Here is a 21,339-nt window from a genome sequence, read left to right on the forward strand (position 1 = left end):
CGGGCTCGCCGTGGCCGCGCGCGGTCTCGATCTGCGGACGATTCTCCAGCACATCGTGGACACCGCCACGGCGCTGGCCGGGGCCCGCCACGGCGCGCTGACCCTTCTGGACCGGGACCTGCGCCGGGTCACCGATCTGTTCACCAGCGGCCTGACCGAGGCCGAGCGCCGGGAGCTCGCGGAGCTGCCCGAGACCCACGCGGGGGTCGTCGGCGCCCTCGCCGACGACCCCCGGCCGCTGCGCCTGCACGATCTGACGGCCGACCCCCGCTCCTGCGGGGTCCCCGCCGGGCACCCGCGGATGCGTACGTTCGCGGGAGCCCCCGTCCAGGTGCGTGACGAGGTGCTCGGCAGCCTCTGTGTCACCGGGAAGCGGGCGGGGGGCGACTTCACCGACACGGATCTGGCGCTGCTGCGGCTGCTGGCCTCCCAGGCGGGCGCGGCGATCGGCGGCGCCCACCTCTACGAGGCGGCCCGGCAGCGGGCGCACTGGATCGAGGGGGCCGCCGCCGTCACCCGGGCGCTGCTGAGGGGCACCGGTACGACGGACGCGCTGATGACCGTCGCCGAGCGGGCCAGGGTGCTCGCCGGCGCGGCGGCCGGGGTGGTCCTCCAGCCGACCGCCGACGGCGGGATGGAGATCGTCGCCGCCTCCACCCGCGACGACCCGGCGGGCCTGGTGGGCACCGTCATCGAGCCCGGCGCCCCGGTCCTGGTCCAGCTGCTCGGCGGCGAAGGGGTCTTCCTCGACGACTCGGCGACCGATCCGCGGATGACGACCCATGTGCGCTCCCGGTTCGGGCCGAGCATGATGCTGCCGCTGCAGAGCGGCGGGCGGCTCATCGGCACGCTCGCCCTGCCCCGGAGGCGCGGCGAGCGCCTCTACACCGAGGCGGAGCGGCAGCTCGCCTCACAGTTCGCCTCACAGGCCGCACTGGCCATGGTGATGGCGGACGCCCAGAAGTACCGGGAGCAGCTCGCGGTCTACGAGGACCGCGACCGGATCGCCCGTGACCTGCACGACCTCGTCGTCCAGCGGCTGTTCGCGACGGAGATGATGCTGGAGTCCACCCGGCGCAAGGACTCCTCTGGGGACGGCGCCACGGCGGACCTGCTCACCCGGGCCGTCGACGAGCTGGACTCCACCATCCAGGAGGTCCGCACGGCGATCTTCGCGTTGCAGCAGCCGCCGGCCGACGCGCCCGCCACCTTCCGGGGCCGGGTGCTGCGCGAGACGGGCGGCGCGGCCGGGGTGCTCGGTTTCCAGCCGTCGGTGCACTTCACGGGGGCGGTGGACGCCCTGGTCCCGGACCATCTGGCCGAGCAGCTGCTCGCGGTGCTGCGCGGGGCGCTGGCCACCGCGCACCGGCGGGCGGAGGTCTCGGCCGTCGAGGTGGAGGTGGACGCGACGGCGCGGCTGCCCGACGGGAGGGACGCGGTACGGCTGGTGGTCGCCGACGACGGGCGCACCGAGAGCGGCGCCCGGTCGCCGACCGTCATCTGGCAGGCGCCGCTCTGAGCGCGATCCGGGTGGTGGAGTGGGCGACGCCCGCGTCCTTCTTCAGCCGGCGCAGCAGCGCGTCCAGGGGACCGGTGTCGGCGGCGGTGGCCCGTACGAGGTAGTCGTGGCCCCCCGTCACGTGCACCACCTCGGTGATGCCGGGCAGGGTCAGCACCGCGCGCTCGAACTGCTCGTCGGTGGTGTCGAGACGCAGCGAGACGTCGATGAAGACGACGAGGCCGGTCCGGGTGTCGGCGGCCGGGTCGATGACGGCCGTGAAGCCGCGGATCACCCCCTCCTGGCGCATGCGGCGTACGCGGTCGCCCGCCGCGTTGGCGCTGAGCCCGACGCGTACGCCCAGATCGCGGTACGAGATCCGGGCGTCCTCCTGGAGGATGGCGAGGATCTCTCTGTCCAGACGGTCCATGCCCCGATTGTCGCAGCGGACGGCCGGGAACGGCTGCCGGAAGGCGCTGCCCGGGGCCTGGTGGGGCCGCCGGGTCCTAGGGCCGCCTGAGCGAAGCCGGGGCGGCCCGAATGGAGTAATCCGGCGGGCCGCCGGTCCGGCGGGACCCTTGACTTGCCGTGTGCACACCGCGAGCGAGCAGACCCCAGCGCCGGGCGGGACCCCGCCGTCGGCCGCCTACCGCAACCTGGTCATGGCCACGGTCGGTTTCGCGCTCACCTTCTGGGCGTGGAACCTGGTCTCCCCGTTGTCCGGGGACTTCAAGGACCGGCTGGGGCTCAGCTCGTTCCAGCAGTCGCTGCTGGTCGCCGTACCGGTGCTGGTGGGCTCGCTGGGCCGTATCCCGGCGGGCGCGCTGACCGACAGGTTCGGGGCCCGGCTGATGTTCCCGGCGGTGTCGGCACTGACGATCGTGCCGGTGCTGCTGCTGATCCCGGCGAAGAACTCCTTCGGGGCGATGCTCGCCGTGGGCTTCCTGCTGGGCCTGGGCGGGACGACGTTCGCGATCGGCATCCCGCTGGTCAACTCGTGGTTCCCGCCGGCGAAACGGGGCCTCGCGCTCGGTGTGTTCGGGATGGGCATGGGCGGGGTCGCGCTGTCGGGGTACTTCACGCCCAGGATCGCGAAGCACGGCCAGGACCTGCCGTTCTGGATCGTCGCCGCCGCCCTGGTGGTGTACTCGCTGCTGGCGGCCGTCCTGATCACCGACCGCCCGGACCGGAAGGTGCCGACGCAGTCGCTCGCCCACCGGCTCGGTCAGGCGGGCCGGCTGCGGGTCACCTGGGAGCTGTCCGCGCTGTACGCGATCGGCTTCGGCGGCATCGTGGCGTTCGGGGTCTATCTGCCGACGTACCTGAAGACCTGGTACGCGATGTCACCCACCGAGGCGGGCACCAAGGCGGCGGGATTCGCGCTGGTCACGGTCATTTTCCGGCCGATCGGAGGCTGGCTCTCGGACCGGATGCACCCGGCCCTGGTGACGGCGGCGGCACTGCTGCTGGCCGCGCTGACGGCGATCGTCCAGGCGTTCGACCCGCCGCTGAACCCGCTCGGCACGATCGCGCTGCTCTGCATGGCGGCGGGACTCGGCACCGCGAGCGGCAGCGTCTTCGCTCTGGTCTCGCAGGTCACGCCGCAGGCCCAGGTGGGCAGTGTGACGGGCATCGTCGGCGCGATGGGCGGCCTCGGCGGCTTCGTGCCGCCGCTGGTGATGGGCGCGATCTACAGCGCCAAGGACTCGTACTCGATCGGCTTCATGCTGCTGTCCGACCTGGCGCTGGCCGGCTGCGTCTACGCGTTCGGCCGGATGCGGACCGTCCGGGGCGAGGGCTGACACCGGCCGCGGGGCAGCCCTTAGGCTTCGTCGGGTGACCTCTCTACTGCCCGCACTGCATGAGACGTCCGACCGCACGGACTCCCCGGAGGCCGTCCGGTTCGGTGAACACACCCTGACCTACGCCGAGTTGGCGGGCGCCTCCGCCGCCCTGGCCGCCCGGATCGCGGGGGCGGGGCGGGTGGCCGTCTGGGCCACGCCCACCGCCGGGACGGTGGTCGCGGTGGTGGCGGCGCTCCGGGCCGGCGTACCGGCCGTACCGCTGAATCCGAGGACCGGCGCGCGGGAGCTCGCGCACATCCTCGCCGACAGCTCCCCCTCGCTGGTGCTGGCCGGGGCCGGCGAGGAGTTGCCGGCCGCGCTGGACGGGGTGGAGCGCCTCGACGTGGACACCGCCGCCCGGGCGTGGGGCACCGGCTTCGCGGAGCCTCCCGCCGAGTCCCCCGCGCTGGTCGTCTACACCTCCGGCACCACGGGCCCGCCCAAGGGCGCGGTGCTGCCGCGCCGGGCGATCGCCGCCTCGCTGGACGCGCTCCAGGACGCCTGGCGGTGGACCGGCGACGACGTGCTGGTCCACGCCCTGCCGCTGTTCCACGTGCACGGCCTGGTCCTGGGGATCCTCGGCCCCCTGCGCCGGGGCGGCTCGGTGCGCCACCTCGGCCGGTTCTCCCCGGAGGGTGTGGCCCGGGAGCTGCTGTCGGGGGCCACGATGCTCTTCGGCGTACCGACGATGTACCACCGGCTGGCCGGGGCGCTGGACGGGCCGGACGGCGCCGGGGAGCTGCGGAAGGCGCTGGCGGGCGCCCGGCTGCTGGTGTCGGGGTCGGCGGCGCTGCCGGTCCACGACCACGAGCGGATCGCCGCCGCCACCGGGCGCCGGGTCGTCGAGCGGTACGGGATGACGGAGACCCTGATGAACACCGGGGTACGGGCCGACGGCGTACCGCGCGCCGGGACCGTCGGTCCGCCGCTGGCCGGGGTCGAGCTGCGGCTCGTCGAGGAGGACGGCGGCGTCCTGGAGGGTGCCGGGGCCCTCGGCGAGATCCAGGTGCGCGGCCCGAACCTCTTCACCGGCTATCTGAACCGGCCCGACGCGACGGCCGCCGCCTTCACCGAGGACGGCTTCTTCCGTACGGGCGACATGGCGACACTCGACCCGGACGGTTATGTGCGGATCGTCGGGCGCAAGGCCACCGACCTCATCAAGAGCGGTGGTTACAAGATCGGCGCGGGCGAGATCGAGAACGCGCTGCTGGAGCACCCCGGGGTGCGCGAGGCGGCCGTCACCGGGGAGCCGGACCCGGATCTGGGTGAGCGGATCGTGGCCTGGGTGGTGCCGGCCGACGCCGGGTCACCGCCCGGTGAGCGGGAGCTGGCTGACCATGTGGCGGGGCTGCTGGCCCCGCACAAGCGCCCGCGCGTGGTCCGGCTGCTCGACGCCCTGCCCCGCAACGACCTGGGCAAGATCATGAAGCGGGCGCTCGGTGTCTGAGGGCCCCGGCGGTGTCCGTATGCCGGCCCGGGACGCGATCGCCGCCGTCACCGATGCCTTCACCGAGCACCGTCCGCCCGGCGCACCGGAGGCGGGTGACGGCCCGCTCGGCTGGGACGGCTACGGGGCCTCGCGGGAGCGCGCGGCGGCGCGGACCGGCGAGGCGGAGTCCGTCCTGTACGGCACGGGCCGGGTCGGCGGGCTGGACTGCGTGCTGGTGGCCTTCGAATTCGGCTTCCTGGGCGGCTCGTTGGGCCGCCGCAGCGGGGACCGGCTGGAGGCCGCGTACACGCTGGCCGCGGAACGCCGGCTGCCGCTCGTCTCGCTCGTCGCCACCGGCGGCAGCCGGATGCAGGAAGGCATGATCGCGCTGATACAGCTCCAGCGGGTGGCCGGGGCCTCGGCCCGGCTGCGGGCGGCGGGGCTGCCGCAGATCGCGGTCCTGCGGGACCCGGCGACCGGCGGCGGCTGGGCGACCCTGGGGGCGGGCGCCGACGTGGTCCTGGCACTGCCCGGGGCGCAGATCGGGTTCGCCGGGTCCCGGGTGCGTCCGGCGGGCGCCGACCCGTTCGCGTACACCGCCGAGGGGCAGTTGGCGGCCGGCCAGGTCGACGCGGTGGTGGCTCCGGAGGAGCTCGGCCGGACGCTGGGCCGCTGGCTGGCCGCGCTCACGGTGACGGGCCCGGCGCGGCCGGCTCCGGTGCCGGACGCGCTGTCGGCCACCGGGCTGCCGGAGTCCGGCTGGGACGCGGTGGAGCGGGCCAGGGCTGCGGGGCGGCCGCGGGCCGGGGCCTATCTGGACGCCTACTTCGACGACCGGCTGGAGCTGCGCGGCGACCGCTGCGGGGGTGTCGATCCGGGCATGCTCTGCGGGGTCGGCCTGCGCGCCGGGCAGCCGGTGGCGTACGCGGCCCAGTGCGGCACCGCGACCCTCCCGGCCGGCTACCGCACCGCGGCCCGGGTGATCCGGCTCGCGGACCGGCTGGGCCTGCCGGTGCTCACCCTGATCGACACCCCCGGCGCGGCCAACGACGCCGAGGCGGAGCGTACGGGCGCGGGCGCGGCCATCGCCGAGGTCTTCGGGGCGGTGGCCTCCGCCCGGGTGCCGGTGACGAGCCTCGTCATCGGCGAGGGCGGCTCGGGCGGCGCGCTCGCGCTCGCCGCCCCGGGCAACACCCATGTCACCGCCGACAGTTACTTCTCGGTGATCGCACCGGAACTGGCGGCGGCGATCCTGAAACGGGGGCCGCAGGACGTACGGACCACCGCCGGACAGTTGCGGCTGCGTCCCCAGGACCTGGTGGAGCTGGGGGTGGCCCGCTCGGTGGTGGGCCCCTCTCCCGGCCCCTGACCCGTCAGCCGCCCCGGCCGGTCTCCGGGGCGGCTCCCGCGGAGGCGACCGCGCCTGCCCGACGGCTCACTCCCCGTCCTTCGCCACCAGCGCGCGCAGCCGGGGGGCGACCTCCTCACCGACCCGGTATGCCTCCTCCAGGTGCGGATAGCCGGAGAGGATGAACTCGTCGATACCGAGCCGGTGGTAGGCGTGCAGCCGCTCGGCCACCTCGTCGTGCGAGCCGACGAGGGCGGTTCCGGCACCCTCGCGTACGAGCCCGATACCGGCCCAGAGGTTCGGGGCGACCTGGAGCTTCGCGGCGTCCGTGGACCCGCCGTGCAGGGCGGCCATGCGGGCCTGCCCGGTGGAGTCCATCCGCGCGAAGCGTTCCTGGCTGGCCCGGACGGCCTCCGGGTCGATGCCCGCGAGGATCCGGTCGGCCTCGGCCCAGGCCTCGGCGGAGGTGTCGCGGCTGATGACGTGCAGCCGCAGGCCGTAGCGGAGGGCGGGGGCCCGGGTGCGGAGCCGGCCGACGCGGTCGGCGAGGGCGGCGGGCGGCTCGCCCCAGAGCAGCTGGACGTCGGCCCGGCGGGCGGCCACGGACTCGGCGGCCGGTGAGGCGCCGCCGAAGTAGAGGGGCACGGGGTGCTGGAGTGCCGGGTCGGTGAGCTGGGCGCCCTCGATCCGCAGGTGCTCACCGTCGTGGTCGACGCGCTTGCCCTCCAGGAGGTCGCGCAGGACCGCCATGACCTCGTCGGTGCGGGCGTAGCGCGCGTCATGGGCCAGCTCGTCGCCGTAAGCCCGCTGTTCGACCGGGTCGCCGCCGGTGACGACGTTGAGCCGGAGCCGTCCGCCCGCGAACCGCCGGAAGGCGTCCGCCTGCTGGGCCAGCAGGGTCGGGCTGGCGAACCCGGCCCGGAAGGCGACCAGGAAGCCGATCCGGTCGGTGTGCTGGGTGAGGGCGGCGGTCAGGATCCAGGGGTCGACGCAGCCGAGGCCCACCGGGGTCAGCAGCGAATGGAACCCGGCCTGTTCGGCGGCGCGCGCCACCTGGGACAGATAGCCGATGTCGGCCGGACGGCGGGTGGCCGCGCCGGTCCTGCCCTGGACGGCGGTGACGCCGCCGGGGTCCCGGCCGTCACCTCCGGTGGGCAGGAACCAGTGCAGCAGGAACGGGGGACGCGTATCGGACATGGCGGGTCCTCGGAGGACGGCGACGGGGAACGCACCCGCGGGCGTACGACCGCGTCGGCAGCGGTACACCGGGGGTGGTGGATCCGGGGAACGGGGACGCGAAGGCGTCGGCGGGCCGGCCTCACAGGCCGGCGCGGCGCCACGTCAGCGGCAGGACGGACAGCCGCGCGGGCAGGCCGGACAGAGCATGGTCGAGACACGCAGAAGGTCCACGTGGCGGCGCGATACCAGTGCTGGGGCCATGCGGGCATCCTGACGACGTCGTGGGCACGACGACAAGGGGCGACCGCCATCCGGACAGCGCCGTATCGGGGTACGGACGCGGACGCCGGCGTCCTACGGCTGCGGGTCCCGCGCGTCGTAGCGGGCGAACCCGCGCCAGCGCAGGCCCAGCAGACAGACGATCACCACGCACGCGATCCCGCCGCCGGTCACGGCGACGGCCGGGGACGCCAGATCGGCCACCGAACCGGCCATGAGGTCGCCGAGGCGCGGGCCGCCCGCCACGACGACGATGAACACGCCCTGCAGCCGCCCGCGCATCTCGTCCGGAGCGGCGGCCTGGAGCATCGTGTTGCGGAAGACCATCGAGATCGAGTCGGCACACCCGGCGACGGCCAGCAGGGCGAGCCCGGGCCAGAGCTGCCGGGTCAGCCCGAACACCGCGACGGCCGCGCCCCAGCAGCAGACGGCGATCAGCACCGCGAGCCCGTGCCGCCGGATCCGCCCCAGCCATCCGGAGAAGACGCTGCCCAGCAGCGCCCCCAGAGCGGGAGCGGCGACGAGCAGACCGGTCGTCTTCGCGTCACCGCCGAACCAGAGGACGGCGACCACCGGGAACAGCGCGCGGGGCTGGGCGAGCACCATGGCGCACAGGTCGCTGAAGAAGGTCATCCGCAGATTGGGACGGGTCCCGAGAAAGCGCAGCCCGTCCATGACCGACGCCCGCTCGGCCCCCTTGCCCGTCTTCCGGTCGGGAAGCATCGAGGGAAGCCGCCACATCGCGTACAGGGAGGCGGTGAAGGTGATGGCGTCGACGGTGTACGCGGACCGGTAGCCCCACCATCCGACGATGAGGCCGCCGAGCATGGGGCCGACCAGACCACCCGTGGTGGAGGTCATCGCGTTGAGGGCGTTGGCGGCGGGCAGCTGTTCGGCCGGCAGCAGCCGCGCGATCATCGAGCTGCGGGCCGGCGAGTTGAGCGCGAAGCACACGCCCTGGAGGGCGACGACCGCGTAGAGGAACCCGACGTGCTCGATCCCCGCGAAGGCCACGGCGGCCAGGGCTATGGAGAGGACGAACGACCCGGCGGCGCTGTAGAGGCCGAGCTTGCGCCGGTCGACGGTGTCCGCGATCGCGCCGCTGTACAGCCCGAGGAGCACCAGCGGCACGAACGAGCAGAGACCGATCAGCCCGACGGAGAACGCGGACCCGGTGATGTCGTAGACCTGGAGCGAGACAGCCAGCGCCGTCATGCCCTGCCCGATCCAGGAGACGGTGTTGCCGAACCAGAGCCGCCGGTAGTCGGGCGAGGTCCGCAGGGGCGTCAGGTCGGCGAGTATGCGCGTGCGGGATACACGTGTTTCGGCTGTTTCGGTCACGGGGGATGGTAACGACCGGCCACCGGCCCCCCGCCGACCGGGTCGGCGGCCGGCTCCGGTACCCGGGGCACGACACGGAAAGGCCCCCGCCGGAGCGGAGGCCTTTTCTCTGCCACAGGTCGTAACGTTTCTGCCGACGACCGAGTTGGTGGGGCGGGTGGGACTCGAACCCACGGCCGACGGATTATGAGTCCGCTGCTCTAACCGGCTGAGCTACCGCCCCGTTTCGGCGTGGCGCGTACAAGTGTGCGCGCCGTCTGCCGCAGCATAGCCGGTCATACGATCTCTCGCTGCGGATGGTCGGCTTCGCGTGACCATGAAGACAGCGCTGCGTGCTGCCCGGTTCCGGCCGTTGCGAGATTGCCCCGAAAGAGTCACCGGAGGGGTCGCCGGGAACGCGAAAAAGGGCCCCTAGGGGCCCTTCTCCGTCTCGCTCCCCCGACTGGACTCGAACCAGTAACCCTCCGGTTAACAGCCGAATGCTCTGCCAATTGAGCTACAGGGGATCGCGCTCCCCCGACTGGACTCGAACCAGTAACCTGCCGGTTAACAGCCGGCTGCTCTGCCAATTGAGCTACAGGGGATTGCTGCGGTGCCTCGAAACGAACCTCCCTGGCTGCTGCCGGGCGGCGCGTGCTCGCTGCGACACATACATTAGCGCAAGCAGGGGGGTGCTCCGCCAATCGGTATCGCCCGGGGTGATCTCGGGTGTCCCGGGGTAGGCGGGCAGGCACACGTCGCACAGAGCGAAGGAAGGGTGGCAGCCATGCGGTACCGGCTCACGTTCATCGCCGGAGTGGCCCTGGGTTACGTGCTCGGCACGCGAGCCGGGCGCGAGCGTTACGAGCAGTTGAGGAAGGGCGCCCAGCGGCTGTCGGAGAACCCGGCGGTGCGCAACGCCGCGGAGTCCGCGGCGCAGGGCGGCAGGGACTTCGCCGGCAAGGCCTATCACTCGGTGAGTGAGAAGGTCGGCGACAGGGTGCCGGCCTCGGTCTCCGGCCGGGTGCGTTCGCTGCGGGAGCGCAGTGGGCACAACGGCCACGGTGCCGGCGACGACTGGGGCACCACCAACACCTGATCCGGCCCGCGCCGGGTGCCGAAGGGCGCCCGGTGCGGTGCCCGGCCCGGCGGCCTGTGACGCGCCCCGCGGGGCGCCCGGTGCCGGACCGCTCCGCCGGTGCGGCAGAATCTGGGTATGGGCATAGTCGCCGGCTTGGACAGTTCATCCGCCTTCACACACATCGTCGTCTGCGACACGGACACCGGTGCGGTGCTGCGGCAGGGGTATGCCGCGCACCCCGTCGAGGCCAAGGCCTCCGAGGTGGACCCGCAGGCGTGGCTGCTCTCCCTCGGTGAGGCGGCCTCCGGGGGGCTCCTCGAAGGCGTGGAGGCCATCGGTGTGTCCGCGCAGCAGCACGGGCTGGTGCCGCTGGACCACCAGGGAAATCTCGTACGCCCGGCGCTGCTGGGCAACGACCGGCGGGCTCAGGCCGCCGCCGCGGACCTGGTCGACGGGCTCGGTGGCCGGCAGGCCTGGGCCGAGGCCGTCGGATCCGTACCGCAGGCCACCCAGCCCGTGGCGAAGCTGCGCTGGCTGGCCCGGACCGAACCGGACCACGCCCAGCGCGTCGCGGCCGTCATGCAGCCGCACGACTGGCTGGTCTGGCAGCTCCTCGGCCGGCCCGCCCGCCGGACCACCGACCGCGGCGCGGCGTCCGGCACCGGTTACTGGTCGGCGGGGTCCGGTTCCTACCGGCCCGATCTCGTGGAACTCGCGCTCGGCCACCAGGCGGCGCTGCCCGAGGTGCTGGGTCCGGCCGACGCCTCCGGGACGACGCCCGAGGGGCTGCTGATCTCGGCGGGCACCGGCGAGACCATGGCGGCGGCCTTCGGGCTCGGGGTGGCCGTCGGCGACGCGGTGGTGTCGCTGGGCGCCTCGGGTTCGGTGATGGCCGTGCACCACGAGGCGCTGGCCGACCCGCACGGCATGATCACCTCGTTCGCCGACGCGACCGGGATGCACCTGCCGGTCGTCCATACCTCCAACGCGGTGCGCGCGCTGCGCGGTACCGCCGAGATGCTGGGCCTGGACGGGCTGGAGGAGCTGTCGGAACTGGCGCTGAAGTCGACGCCGGGGGCCTCGGGGCTCGTCCTGCTGCCGTATCTGGAAGGCGAGCGCACCCCTCATCTGCCGCACACGGCGGGGACGTTGAGCGGGCTGCGGCGCGAGTCGATGAAGCCCGAGCATCTGGCGCGGGCCGCCTTCGAGGGCATGCTGTGCTCCCTCACGGACGCGCTGGACGTGCTGCGCGGCCGGGGTGTGGAGGTGCGGCGGGTCTTCCTGCTGGGTGCGGCGGCCGAGCTGCCGGCCGTACAGGCCCTGGCCCCCGCGGTGTTCGGTACGCAGGTCGTCGTGCCGCAGCCCGAGCAGTACGCGGCGCTGGGCGCGGCCCGGCAGGCGGCATGGGCGCTGGGGGTCTCGCGGGGCACGCTCGACGCGCGGACTCCCCCCGCGTGGCGGGGCGCGGCGGCGCAGGTGCTGGAGCCCGGCGAGGAGCTGCCGGTGGGCCGGGCCGTTCGGCAGCAGTACGGAGCGACCCGGGACCAGGTCCACCCGGGGGCCTTCGGGGACGCGGTCTGACGGACCCGGGGTTTTGACCCGGGTTTGGGGAAAAGCGTTGGTACTCGCGGTGCGGCGTGCCGCAAGATGGATCGGCCTCTGCCCTTCGCCGACTCCGAGAGACCCGTGTGCTCATAAAACTCCTGCGGACCTACCTGGGGCCGTACAGACGACCGATCCTGCTGCTGGTGGCACTCCAGTTCCTGCAGACCTGCGCCAGCCTCTATCTGCCCAGCCTCAACGCGGACATCATCGACAACGGTGTCGTCCAGGGCGACACGGGCTACATCCTGGAGTTCGGCGGTGTGATGATCGCCGTCAGTGTCGTCCAGGTCCTCTGCAACGTGGGCGCGGTGTACTTCGGCGCCCGTACCGCGTCCGCGCTCGGACGCGATGTGCGGGCGTCGGTCTTCTCCCGGGTGCAGTCCTTCTCGGCGCGTGAGGTGGGGCGGTTCGGCGCGCCTTCGCTGATCACGCGTACGACGAACGACGTCCAGCAGATCCAGATGCTCGTGCTGATGTCCTTCACGCTGATGGTGTCGGCCCCCATCATGTGCGTCGGCGGCATCGTCATGGCGCTGGGTCAGGACGTGAAGCTGTCGGCGGTGCTGCTGGCGGTGGTGCCGGTGCTCGGTATCGCGGTGAGCCTCATCGTGAAGCGGATGCGGCCTCTGTTCCGCACGATGCAGACGCGGCTGGACACGGTGAACCGGGTGCTGCGCGAGCAGATCACCGGTAACCGGGTGATCCGCGCGTTCGTCCGCGACGACTACGAGGAGAAGCGTTTCGGTGGGGCCAACACCGAGCTGACGGCCGTGGCCCTGTCGACCGGCCGGCTGATGGCGCTGATGTTCCCGACCGTGATGACGGTGGTGAACGTCTCGTCCGTCGCCGTCGTCTGGTTCGGTGCGCACCGCATCGACAGCGGCGGGATGGAGATCGGCGCGCTGACCGCGTTCATCGCGTATCTGATGCAGATCGTCATGTCGGTGATGATGGCCACCTTCATGTTCATGATGGTGCCGCGTGCCGAGGTCTGCGCCGAGCGCATACAGGAGGTCCTGGAGACGGAGTCGAGCGTGGTCCCGCCGAAGGACCCGGTCACCGAGCTGCGCACCCACGGCCATCTGGAGATACGGGGCGCCGAGTTCCGTTACCCGGGTGCCGAGGAGCCGGTGCTGAGGTCGGTCGACCTGGTGGCTCGGCCCGGCGAGACGACCGCGGTCATCGGGTCGACGGGCAGCGGGAAGTCGACGCTGCTCGGGCTCGTACCGCGGCTGTTCGACGCGACGGGCGGCGACGTGCTCGTCGGCGGCCGGGACGTGCGGACGCTGGACCCGGCCCTGCTGGCGAGGTCGGTGAGCCTGGTCCCGCAGAAGCCGTACCTCTTCTCCGGGACGGTCGCGACGAACCTGCGCTACGGCAACCCGGACGCCACCGACGAGGAGCTGTGGCACGCCCTGGAGGTGGCTCAGGCGAAGGAGTTCGTGGAGCGGCTGGAGCACGGTCTCGACGCGCCGATCGCGCAGGGCGGCACCAATGTCTCCGGCGGTCAGCGGCAGCGGCTCGCCATCGCGCGGACGCTGGTGCAGCGGCCGGAGATCTACCTCTTCGACGACTCGTTCTCGGCCCTGGACTACGCGACGGACGCCGCGCTGCGCTCCGCGCTGTCCCGGGAGACGGCCGGGGCGACCGTGGTGATCGTGGCGCAGCGGGTGTCCACGATCCGTGACGCAGACCGGATCCTGGTGCTGGACGAGGGCCGGGTCGTCGGCGCGGGCAGCCACCACGAGCTGATGGACGGCAACGAAACCTACCGGGAGATCGTGCTCTCCCAGCTGACGGAAGCGGAGGCCGCCTGATGGCAGGGCCGGGCGGACGGATGATGGGGCCGACCGAGCGGTCGGCGGACTTCAAGGGGTCGGGCAAGCGGCTGCTGGGGCGGTTCAGCAAGGAACGGTCCTCGCTGTACCTGATGCTGGGGGCCGGCACGCTGAGCGTGGCGCTCTCGGTGGTCGGGCCGAAGATCCTCGGCATCGCCACCGACCTGATCTTCGCGGGGATCGTCGGCCGGCAGATGCCGGAGGGCACGTCGAAGGACCAGGCCATCGACGGTCTGCGTGAGCGGGGCGACGACGGGCTCGCCGACATGCTGAGCGGGGTCGACTTCGTGCCCGGTGACGGCATCGACTTCCACGCGGTGGGCAACGTCCTGCTGGCGACGCTGGCGGTGTACGTCGGCGCGGGGCTGCTGATGCTGGTCTCGTCCCGGGTGTCGATCCGGATCATCAACCGGGTCGTCTTCCAGCTCCGCGAGGATCTCCAGTCGAAGCTGGCGCGGCTGCCGCTGTCGTACTTCGACCGGCAGAAGCGCGGCGAGGTGCTCAGCCGGGCGACGAACGACATAGACAACATCTCGCAGACGCTCCAGCAGACGATGGGCCAGCTCGTCAACTCCCTGCTGACCATCGTCGGCGTGCTGATCATGATGTTCTGGATCTCGCCGCTGCTCGCCCTGGTGGCGCTGATCACGATCCCCCTGTCGGCGCTGGTGGCGGCGCGGGTCGGGAAGCGGTCGCAGCCGCAGTTCGTGGCGCAGTGGCAGGTGACGGGCAAGCTCAACGCGCACATCGAGGAGATGTACACCGGCCACGCCCTGGTGAAGGTCTTCGGGCGGCAGGAGGAGTCCGCGAGGGACTTCGCCGAGCAGAACGACGCGCTGTACCGGGCGGGCTTCAAGGCCCAGTTCAACAGCGGGATCATGCAGCCGCTGATGATGTTCGTGTCCAACCTGAACTATGTGCTGGTCGCGGTCGTCGGCGGGCTGCGGGTGGCCTCGGGTGCGCTGTCGATCGGTGACGTGCAGGCGTTCATCCAGTACTCGCGGCAGTTCTCGATGCCGCTGACGCAGGTCGCCTCGATGGCCAACCTGCTCCAGTCGGGCGTCGCGTCGGCCGAGCGCGTCTTCGAGCTGCTGGACGCCGAGGAGCAGGGCCCGGACCCGGTCGAGGCCGAGCGGCCGAAGGAGCTGCGCGGCAGCGTCGTCCTGGAGAAGGTGTCCTTCCGGTACGACCCGGAGAAGCCGCTCATCGAGGACCTGTCGCTGCGTGTGGAGCCGGGGCAGACGGTGGCGATCGTGGGTCCGACCGGCGCCGGCAAGACGACGCTGGTCAATCTGCTGATGCGGTTCTACGAGGTGACGGGCGGACGGATCACCCTGGACGGCGTCGACGTGTCGAAGATGTCGCGCGACGGGCTGCGCTCCGGCATAGGCATGGTCCTCCAGGACACCTGGCTGTTCGGCGGCACGATCGCGGAGAACATCGCGTACGGCGCCTCGCGCGAGGTCAGCCGCGAGGAGGTGGAGGAGGCGGCGAAGGCGGCCCACGCCGACCGCTTCGTCCGTACCCTGCCCGAGGGCTACGACACCGTGCTCGACGACGAGGGGTCCGGGGTCAGCGCGGGCGAGAAGCAGCTGATCACCATCGCCCGGGCGTTCCTGTCGGACCCGGTGATCCTGGTGCTCGACGAGGCCACCAGCTCGGTGGACACCCGGACCGAGGTGCTGATCCAGAAGGCGATGGCCCGCCTCGCGCACGGCCGTACGAGCTTCGTGATCGCCCACCGGCTCTCCACCATCCGGGACGCGGACGTGATCCTGGTGATGGAGGACGGCTCGATCGTCGAGCAGGGCACGCACGCCGAGCTGCTGGCGGCGACGGGCGCGTACGCCCGGCTCTACGCGGCGCAGTTCGCCGAGGCGCCGGCCGCGGTCGACTGACCGGGGCGTGGTACGCCGACCGGTTCCGGGGTCAGTCCAGATAGCCCCGGAGCTGGTCGGCGAAGGCGTGGTCCCGCAGCCTGGCGAGGGTCTTGGACTCGATCTGGCGGATGCGTTCGCGGGTCACGCCGAAGAGCCGGCCGATCTCCTCCAGGGTGCGGGGGCGTCCGTCGTCCAGGCCGTAGCGCAGCTGCACCACCTTGCGTTCCCGTTCGCCGAGGGTGGAGAGCACCGCCTCCAGATGCTCGCGCAGCAGCAGGAAGGCCGCCGACTCCACGGGCGAGGGGGCGTCGCCGTCCTCGATGAGGTCGCCGAAGGCCACGTCGTCCTCCTCACCGACGGGGGCGTGCAGCGAGACGGGCTCCTGGGCGAGGCGCAGGATCGTTTCGACGCGTTCGGGCGTCAGGTCGAGCTGGGCGGCGACCTCTTCGGCGCTCGGCTCGTGGCCGCGCTCCTGGAGCAGGCGGCGCTGCACCCGGACGACCCGGTTGATCAGCTCCACGACGTGTACCGGGACCCTTATGGTGCGGGCCTGGTCGGCGAGGGCGCGGGACATCGCCTGGCGGATCCACCAGGTCGCGTACGTGGAGAACTTGTAGCCCCGGGTGTAGTCGAACTTCTCGACGGCCCGGATCAGTCCGAGGTTGCCCTCCTGGACCAGGTCGAGCATGGTCAGGCCGCGGCCGGCGTACCGCTTGGCGACGGAGACGACGAGGCGGAGGTTGGCCTCGATGAGCCGGCGTTCGGCCATCCGGCCCTGGACGACGAGCCGGCCCAGGTCCTGGGCGAGCCGGGTGTCGGGGCCGGGGGTCGCGGCGAGGCGCTCCTCGGCGAAGAGGCCCGCCTCGACACGGCGGGCGAGCTCCACCTCGTCGGCGGCGCCGAGCAACGGGATCCGGCCGATCTCCCGCAGGTACTGCCGGAAGAGGTCGGACGACGGTCCGCCGGTCTCGGGGCGGCCCGTCGGCTCGGGGACGTCCGCCGGCTCCTCCAGCACCGGTTCGGGCACGCCCGGCGTCTCCGGGTGGCGGGAGGCACGGTTCTGCGCGGGGACGGCCGGGGCAGGGGTGGTCGTCGTCGTCACGGTCCGGGTCTGCACGGGGGCGACCTCCAGGTGATCGGACCCTCTTCCGGCCTCGCCCGCGACAGCGGGAGGCCGTCAAGCACCGGCCTCCAGTGTGGCGTACGGCACATCGCCGCCACGAGGGGCGTGCGGTGACTTTCTGGGGCCGGAGCGTGACCGGCCGCGGTCGCTCAGAGCGCCGCTGCTCCGTGGCTGCGCAGGGACTCGGCGTACTGCTGGAGGACCCACACCTCGTTCTGCGCGGCGGCGAGGTGGTCGGGGGCCACGTTGTGGCCGAGGCGGGCGAGGCTGCCCTGGACGTCGTGGATCCTGCGGTCGACGGCGCGCAGCCGGACCTGGACGAGCTGCATGCCGGCGTACGTCTCGTCGATGGACTTGCCGTGGAAGACCTCGACGGCGAGCTCGGTGACCAGGTTGCGCACGGTGTCGTCGGGGGCGGCGTCCAGGACGGCCGCCAGGTAGTCGCGGGTCTCGGCCAGGCCCTGCTCGGCGCCGCCCGCCTCCGCGATGCAGCGGCGCACCGCCGCGTAGGGCGGGGCGGTGAACTCGTCCTCCCCGTAGGCGTCGAAGGCCGGGGCGACCAGGGCGGGCTTCTGCAGGGCCAGCTTGAGCAGCTCCCGTTCGGTGCGGTGGGCGGGACTGCGGAGGTTGAGCGCGGGGCCCGAGGGCGGCCTCGGGGCGCTCGCCTGGTGCTGCCCGCTGCCACCGCGGGAGGGGCCGCCGGGCGCGGGGCCGCGCTCGCCCCGGTCGCGGGCCCAGCGGGCAAGCTGGCCGACGCGCTTGACGACGAACTGGGTGTCGAGGATGCCCAGCAGTCCGGCCAGCTGGACGGCGACCTCGTGCTGCGAGGAGCTGTTCTTGATCCGGGCGACGACGGGCGCCGCCTCGTCGAGCGCGGCGGCGCGGCCCGCGGGGGTCTCCAGGTCGTACCGGCCGACGATCTGGCGGAGCGCGAACTCGAAGAGCGGGGTGCGGGGTTCGACCAGGTCGCGGACGGCGTCGTCGCCCTTGGCGAGGCGCAGGTCGCACGGGTCCATGTTGTCCGGGGCGATGGCGATGTACGTCTCGGCGGCGAACTTCTGGTCGTCCTCGAACGCGCGCAGCGCGGCCTTCTGTCCGGCGGCGTCGCCGTCGAAGGTGAAGATCACGCGGGCGCTGCCGTTGTCCATCAGGAGCCGGCGCAGGATCTTGATGTGGTCGTTGCCGAAGGAGGTGCCGCAGGTGGCGATGGCGGTGGTGACCCCGGCCAGGTGGCAGGCCATGACGTCGGTGTAGCCCTCGACGACGACGGCGCGGCTGGCCTTGGCGATGTCCTTCTTGGCCAGGTCGATGCCGTAGAGCACCTGGGACTTCTTGTAGATCGCGGTCTCGGGGGTGTTGAGGTACTTGGGGCCGTTGTCGTCGTCGCGGAGCTTGCGGGCGCCGAAGCCGACGGTGTCCCCGGAGGTGTCGCTGATCGGCCACATCAGCCGGCCGCGGAAGCGGTCGATGGGGCCGCGCCGGCCGTCCTGGGAGAGGCCGGAGGAGATGAGCTCACGGTCGCTGAAGCCCTTGCCGCGCAGGTAGCGGGTGAGGTGGTCCCAGCCGGCCGGGCTGTAGCCGACGCCGAAGTGGGCCGCGGCGTCCTGGTCGAAGCCGCGCTCCGCGAGGAACCTGCGGCCGATCTCGGCCTCGGCGCCGTTCAGCTGCTCGCGGTAGAAGTCGGCGGCGATCTTGTGCGCCTCGACCAGCCGGATCCGTTCGCCGCGCTGGTGGGAGGGGTTGTAGCCGCCTTCCTCGTACCGCAGGGTGATGCCCGCCTGGCCGGCGAGGCGTTCGACCGTCTCGGAGAAGGTGAGGTGGTCGATCTTCATCACGAAGGCGATCGTGTCGCCGCCCTCCTGGCACCCGAAGCAGTGGAAGAGACCCTTGCTCGGGCTGACCTGGAAGGAGGGGGACTTCTCGTCGTGGAAGGGGCACAGGCCCTTGAGGTTACCCCCGCCGGCGTTGCGCAGTTGGAGGTACTCGGAGACGACGGCGTCGATCGGGACCGCGTCCCGGACCGCCTTCACGTCGTCGTCATTGATCCTGCCTGCCACGCGTGAAGTCTACGGGCTGGCCGGGCGGTACCGGCCGGGCGTCCGGACCGGCCGGCCACCGGGGCGGCCGGCCGGTCCGGGCGTCCCCGGTGTCCCGGCCGGGGCTCAGACCAGGGAGTCCAGCGGCACCGAGGGGTCTCCGAGCGCGTGGGGGTCGATCTCGCGGCGGCTGCGGACGAGCTGCTGGATGCCGTCGGTGACGTCCCACACATTGACGTTCATCCCGGCGAGCACCCGGCGGTCCTTCAGCCAGAACGCGATGAACTCCCGCTTGCCGGCGTCCCCGCGGATGACGACCTGGTCGTACGAGCCCGGGGGCGCCCAGCCCGAGTACTCCAGCCCCAGGTCGTACTGGTCGGAGAAGAAGTACGGCACCCGGTCGTACGTCACCTCCTGGCCGAGCATGGCCCGGGCGGCGGCCGGTCCGCCGTTGAGGGCGTTCGCCCAGTGCTCGACCCGGAGCCGGGTGCCGAAGAGCGGGTGCTCCACGGAGGCGAGGTCCCCGGCGGCGAAGATGTGCGGGTCCGAGGTGCGCAGCGAGGCGTCGACGGCGACGCCGCCGCCGTGTTCCGGGGCGGCCATGTCGAGCCCGGCGGCCTCGGCGAGCGCGGTGCGCGGGGCCGCGCCGATCGCGGCGAGCACGTCGTGCGCGGGGTGCTCGTCGCCGGTGTCGGTGCGGGCGGCGAGGACCAGGCCGTCCTGGCCGGTGATCTCGGTGAGGTGGGCGCCGAAGTGGAAGCGGACGCCGTGCGCGGTGTGCAGATCGGTGAAGATCTGGCCCAGCTCGGGGCCGATGACGTGGTGCAGCGGGGTCGGCGAGGGCTCGACGACGGTGACCTCGGCACCGTATCCGCGGGCGGCGGCGGCGACCTCCAGGCCGATCCAGCCGCCTCCGGCGATCACGAGGTGGCCGTTGTCGCGGCCGAGGGCGGACAGCACGTTGCGCAGCCGGTCGGCGTGGGCGAGCCGGCGCAGGTGGTGGACGCCGACCAGGTCGGTGCCCGGGATGTCGAGGCGGCGGGGTTCGGCTCCGGTGGCCAGCAGCAGCTTGTCGTAGTGGACGACGGTGTTGTCGCCGAGCTGGACGGAGCGGCCGGCCCGGTCGACGGAGGTGACCACCTGGCCGAGGTGGAGTTCGATGTCGGCGCGGGCGTACCAGGCCGGCTCGTGGACGAAGGCGCTGTCCCGCTCGTCCTTCCCGGCCAGGTATCCCTTGGACAGGGGCGGCCGTTCGTACGGATGGTCGCGCTCGTCGCCGATCAGGATCACGCGGCCCGTGAAACCCTCGGAGCGGAGTGTCTCGGCCGCCTTCGCCCCTGCCAGTCCCCCGCCGACGATGACGAACGTCCGGTTTGCGTCGACCACTTGAAGCCTCCTCGGTGCTGTGCTGCGCGGCGCCACCACGTGCGAGCGTCCCGCACGCAGCGTGATGGCGAAAGGGGGTGTGCCCCGATCAGGTCACACCCGGGGCCTGACGCGAACGCCCCGGGGGTCATGTGTCCCGGTCATGTCCCAGTCTGCCGGGTGCCGGTGAGCGTCCGGTGCAGGGTGCGGGCCGAGGCGTCCGTGAGGGCCGCGATCTGGTCCACGAGGACCCGCTTGCGGGCGCGGTCGTCCGGGGCCGCGGTGAACAGCGCCCGGAACTGGGGCTCCAGGCCGTCCGGGGCGCGGGCGGTGAGCGCGGCGGCCAGCTCGGCGATGACGATCCGCTGGTCGGCGCGGAGCACCTCCTGCTCGGCGCGCTGCATGACGTAACGGTCGGCGACGGCCTTGAGTACGGCGCACTCGTCGCGGACGCGGACCGGGACGACGAGCTCGGCGCCGTACCGGGTGAGGGGGCCGGGGCCGTACGCCTGGTGGGTGGCGTCCTCCGCCGCCTTGCAGAAGCGGCCGATGAGCTGGCTCGTGGCGTCCTTCAGCCGGGCCTGGGCGACGGCGGAGCCGTCGTAGCGGTGCGGCCACCACTCCTGGGCGAGGAGCCGGTCCAGGGCGTCGGCGAGTTCCTGCGGATCGGTGTCCGCGGGGACGTACCGCCCGACGGCGACGCCCCAGATCTCCTCGCGCTCCGCCTCGGCGAGCAGCAGTGCCGGGTCGATGTGCCCGGCGTGCAGCCCGTCCTCGAAGTCGTGCACGGAGTACGCCACGTCGTCGGACCAGTCCATGACCTGGGCCTCGAAGCACGTCCGGTCCGCGGGGGCGTTGGCGCGGACCCACTCGAAGACCGGCAGGTCGTCCTCGTACACCCCGAACTTGGAGGAGTCGGGGTCGCGCGGGTGGGCGCCCCGGGGCCAGGGGTACTTGGTGGCGGCGTCCAGGGCGGCGCGGGTCAGGTTGAGGCCGACGCTGACGAGCTCCCCGCTGCGGGTGTCGCGGACGAACCGCTTGGGCTCCAGCCGGGTCAGCAGGCGCAGGGACTGGGCGTTGCCCTCGAAGCCGCCGCAGTCCGAGGCGAAGTCGTTCAGCGCCTGTTCGCCGTTGTGGCCGAAGGGCGGGTGGCCCATGTCGTGGGAGAGGCAGGCGGTCTCGACGAGGTCCGGATCGCAACCGAGCGCGGCCCCGAGCTCCCGGCCGACCTGGGCGCACTCCAGGGAGTGGGTGAGCCGGGTGCGCGGGCTGGCGTCCCAGGCCGTGCCGCGGGTGCCGGGGGTGACCACCTGGGTCTTCCCGGCGAGTCTGCGCAGGGCGGCGGAGTGCAGCACACGTGCCCGGTCGCGCTGGAAGGCGGTGCGGCCGGGCTGCTTCTCCGCTTCGGTGTCCCACCGCTCGGTGTCACCGGCGCGGTAGGGCGTGGCGCCGTGTTCGGTGGCGTCGTGCTCCTTGATGTCCCGGGTGTCGTACGTACCGTCCATGGCCTC

The 21,339-nt window shown here is 72.9% G+C and carries 15 protein-coding genes and 3 tRNA genes; 8 read left to right on the forward strand and 10 right to left on the reverse strand.

Annotated elements, in window-relative coordinates; translation table 11 throughout:
• Positions 1-10 precede the first annotated feature (10 nt).
• A complete protein-coding gene (locus SACTE_RS09395; RefSeq protein ID WP_014045800.1) occupies positions 11-1,519 on the forward strand; it encodes a GAF domain-containing protein in 1,509 nt (502 codons plus the stop codon).
• Here the strand turns inward: SACTE_RS09395 and SACTE_RS09400 are convergent.
• Positions 1,497-1,928, reverse strand: coding sequence for an Lrp/AsnC family transcriptional regulator (locus SACTE_RS09400; RefSeq protein ID WP_014045801.1), 432 nt, complete (start codon positions 1,926-1,928; stop codon positions 1,497-1,499). The two genes, SACTE_RS09395 and SACTE_RS09400, sit on opposite strands and share 23 nt — an antisense overlap.
• A gap of 160 nt (positions 1,929-2,088) precedes the next feature.
• Between SACTE_RS09400 and SACTE_RS09405 the strand changes: the two genes are divergently transcribed.
• From SACTE_RS09405 to SACTE_RS09415, 3 genes are read left to right on the forward strand one after another with little or no spacing between them, the layout of a single operon-like run.
• Entirely contained in the window at positions 2,089-3,300 is a 1,212-nt protein-coding gene (locus SACTE_RS09405) for a NarK/NasA family nitrate transporter (protein ID WP_014045802.1), read from the forward strand.
• 34 nt (positions 3,301-3,334) lie between these two features.
• Positions 3,335-4,792: an acyl-CoA synthetase gene (locus tag SACTE_RS09410; protein ID WP_014045803.1), complete on the forward strand. Its 1,458-nt coding sequence runs from the start codon at positions 3,335-3,337 to the stop codon at positions 4,790-4,792.
• Between the two features lie 19 nt (positions 4,793-4,811).
• A complete protein-coding gene (locus tag SACTE_RS09415; protein WP_014045804.1) occupies positions 4,812-6,143 on the forward strand; it encodes a carboxyl transferase domain-containing protein in 1,332 nt (443 codons plus the stop codon).
• Positions 6,144-6,209: 66 nt separating this feature from the next.
• Here SACTE_RS09415 and SACTE_RS09420 read toward each other — a convergent pair whose 3' ends face one another.
• From SACTE_RS09420 to SACTE_RS09440, 5 genes are all read right to left on the reverse strand, one after another.
• The gene (locus tag SACTE_RS09420) at positions 6,210-7,319 is read right to left on the reverse strand and encodes an LLM class flavin-dependent oxidoreductase (protein ID WP_014045805.1); all 1,110 of its coding nucleotides are present in this window, start codon (positions 7,317-7,319) and stop codon (positions 6,210-6,212) included.
• Between the two features lie 336 nt (positions 7,320-7,655).
• Positions 7,656-8,921 (reverse strand): MFS transporter, encoded by a 1,266-nt coding sequence (locus SACTE_RS09425; RefSeq protein WP_014045806.1) that lies wholly within the window; start codon positions 8,919-8,921, stop codon positions 7,656-7,658.
• Positions 8,922-9,067: 146 nt separating this feature from the next.
• A tRNA-Ile gene (locus SACTE_RS09430) sits at positions 9,068-9,144 on the reverse strand.
• Between the two features lie 210 nt (positions 9,145-9,354).
• Positions 9,355-9,427, reverse strand: a tRNA-Asn gene (locus SACTE_RS09435).
• 5 nt (positions 9,428-9,432) lie between these two features.
• Positions 9,433-9,505, reverse strand: a tRNA-Asn gene (locus SACTE_RS09440).
• A gap of 182 nt (positions 9,506-9,687) precedes the next feature.
• Between SACTE_RS09440 and SACTE_RS09445 the strand changes: the two genes are divergently transcribed.
• From SACTE_RS09445 to SACTE_RS09460, 4 genes are all read left to right on the forward strand, one after another.
• Positions 9,688-9,999, forward strand: coding sequence for a hypothetical protein (locus SACTE_RS09445; RefSeq protein WP_014045807.1), 312 nt, complete (start codon positions 9,688-9,690; stop codon positions 9,997-9,999).
• A 117-nt stretch (positions 10,000-10,116) separates the two neighbouring features.
• Positions 10,117-11,562 carry an FGGY family carbohydrate kinase gene (locus SACTE_RS09450; protein ID WP_019992665.1) on the forward strand — a complete coding sequence of 482 codons (1,446 nt, stop codon included), beginning with the start codon at positions 10,117-10,119 and terminating at the stop codon, positions 11,560-11,562.
• Positions 11,563-11,669: 107 nt separating this feature from the next.
• Positions 11,670-13,403: an ABC transporter ATP-binding protein gene (locus SACTE_RS09455; RefSeq protein WP_014045809.1), complete on the forward strand. Its 1,734-nt coding sequence runs from the start codon at positions 11,670-11,672 to the stop codon at positions 13,401-13,403.
• Positions 13,403-15,322: an ABC transporter ATP-binding protein gene (locus SACTE_RS09460; protein ID WP_014045810.1), complete on the forward strand. Its 1,920-nt coding sequence runs from the start codon at positions 13,403-13,405 to the stop codon at positions 15,320-15,322. Before SACTE_RS09455 ends, SACTE_RS09460 begins: the two co-directional genes overlap by 1 nt.
• Before the next feature lie 31 nt (positions 15,323-15,353).
• Here the strand turns inward: SACTE_RS09460 and SACTE_RS09465 are convergent, their stop codons facing one another.
• From SACTE_RS09465 to SACTE_RS09480, 4 genes are all read right to left on the reverse strand, one after another.
• Positions 15,354-16,421: an RNA polymerase sigma factor gene (locus tag SACTE_RS09465; protein ID WP_014045811.1), complete on the reverse strand. Its 1,068-nt coding sequence runs from the start codon at positions 16,419-16,421 to the stop codon at positions 15,354-15,356.
• Between the two features lie 155 nt (positions 16,422-16,576).
• Complete coding sequence (gene dnaG, locus SACTE_RS09470) at positions 16,577-18,484, reverse strand: DNA primase (protein ID WP_014045812.1); 1,908 nt, start codon at positions 18,482-18,484, stop codon at positions 16,577-16,579.
• Between the two features lie 105 nt (positions 18,485-18,589).
• Positions 18,590-19,849 (reverse strand): FAD-dependent oxidoreductase, encoded by a 1,260-nt coding sequence (locus tag SACTE_RS09475; protein WP_014045813.1) that lies wholly within the window; start codon positions 19,847-19,849, stop codon positions 18,590-18,592.
• Between the two features lie 140 nt (positions 19,850-19,989).
• Positions 19,990-21,333, reverse strand: a complete 1,344-nt coding sequence (locus tag SACTE_RS09480) for a deoxyguanosinetriphosphate triphosphohydrolase (RefSeq protein WP_014045814.1) — start codon at positions 21,331-21,333, stop codon at positions 19,990-19,992.
• Positions 21,334-21,339: the final 6 nt, after the last annotated feature.

Origin of the sequence: Streptomyces sp. SirexAA-E (assembly GCF_000177195.2) — a bacterium.
Taxonomy (GTDB): Bacteria; Actinomycetota; Actinomycetes; order Streptomycetales; family Streptomycetaceae; genus Streptomyces; species Streptomyces flavovirens.

What these genes read in the sequence shown, in the direction of transcription:
- SACTE_RS09400 (WP_014045801.1), bottom strand. Translation starts at nt 1,928, where the DNA reads ATGGACCGTCTGGACAGAGAGATCCTCGCCATCCTCCAGGAGGACGCC.
- SACTE_RS09415 (WP_014045804.1), top strand. Translation starts at nt 4,812, where the DNA reads ATGCCGGCCCGGGACGCGATCGCCGCCGTCACCGATGCCTTCACCGAG.
- SACTE_RS09420 (WP_014045805.1), bottom strand. Translation starts at nt 7,319, where the DNA reads ATGTCCGATACGCGTCCCCCGTTCCTGCTGCACTGGTTCCTGCCCACC.
- SACTE_RS09445 (WP_014045807.1), top strand. Translation starts at nt 9,688, where the DNA reads ATGCGGTACCGGCTCACGTTCATCGCCGGAGTGGCCCTGGGTTACGTG.
- SACTE_RS09450 (WP_019992665.1), top strand. Translation starts at nt 10,117, where the DNA reads ATGGGCATAGTCGCCGGCTTGGACAGTTCATCCGCCTTCACACACATC.
- SACTE_RS09460 (WP_014045810.1), top strand. Translation starts at nt 13,403, where the DNA reads ATGGCAGGGCCGGGCGGACGGATGATGGGGCCGACCGAGCGGTCGGCG.
- SACTE_RS09480 (WP_014045814.1), bottom strand. Translation starts at nt 21,333, where the DNA reads ATGGACGGTACGTACGACACCCGGGACATCAAGGAGCACGACGCCACC.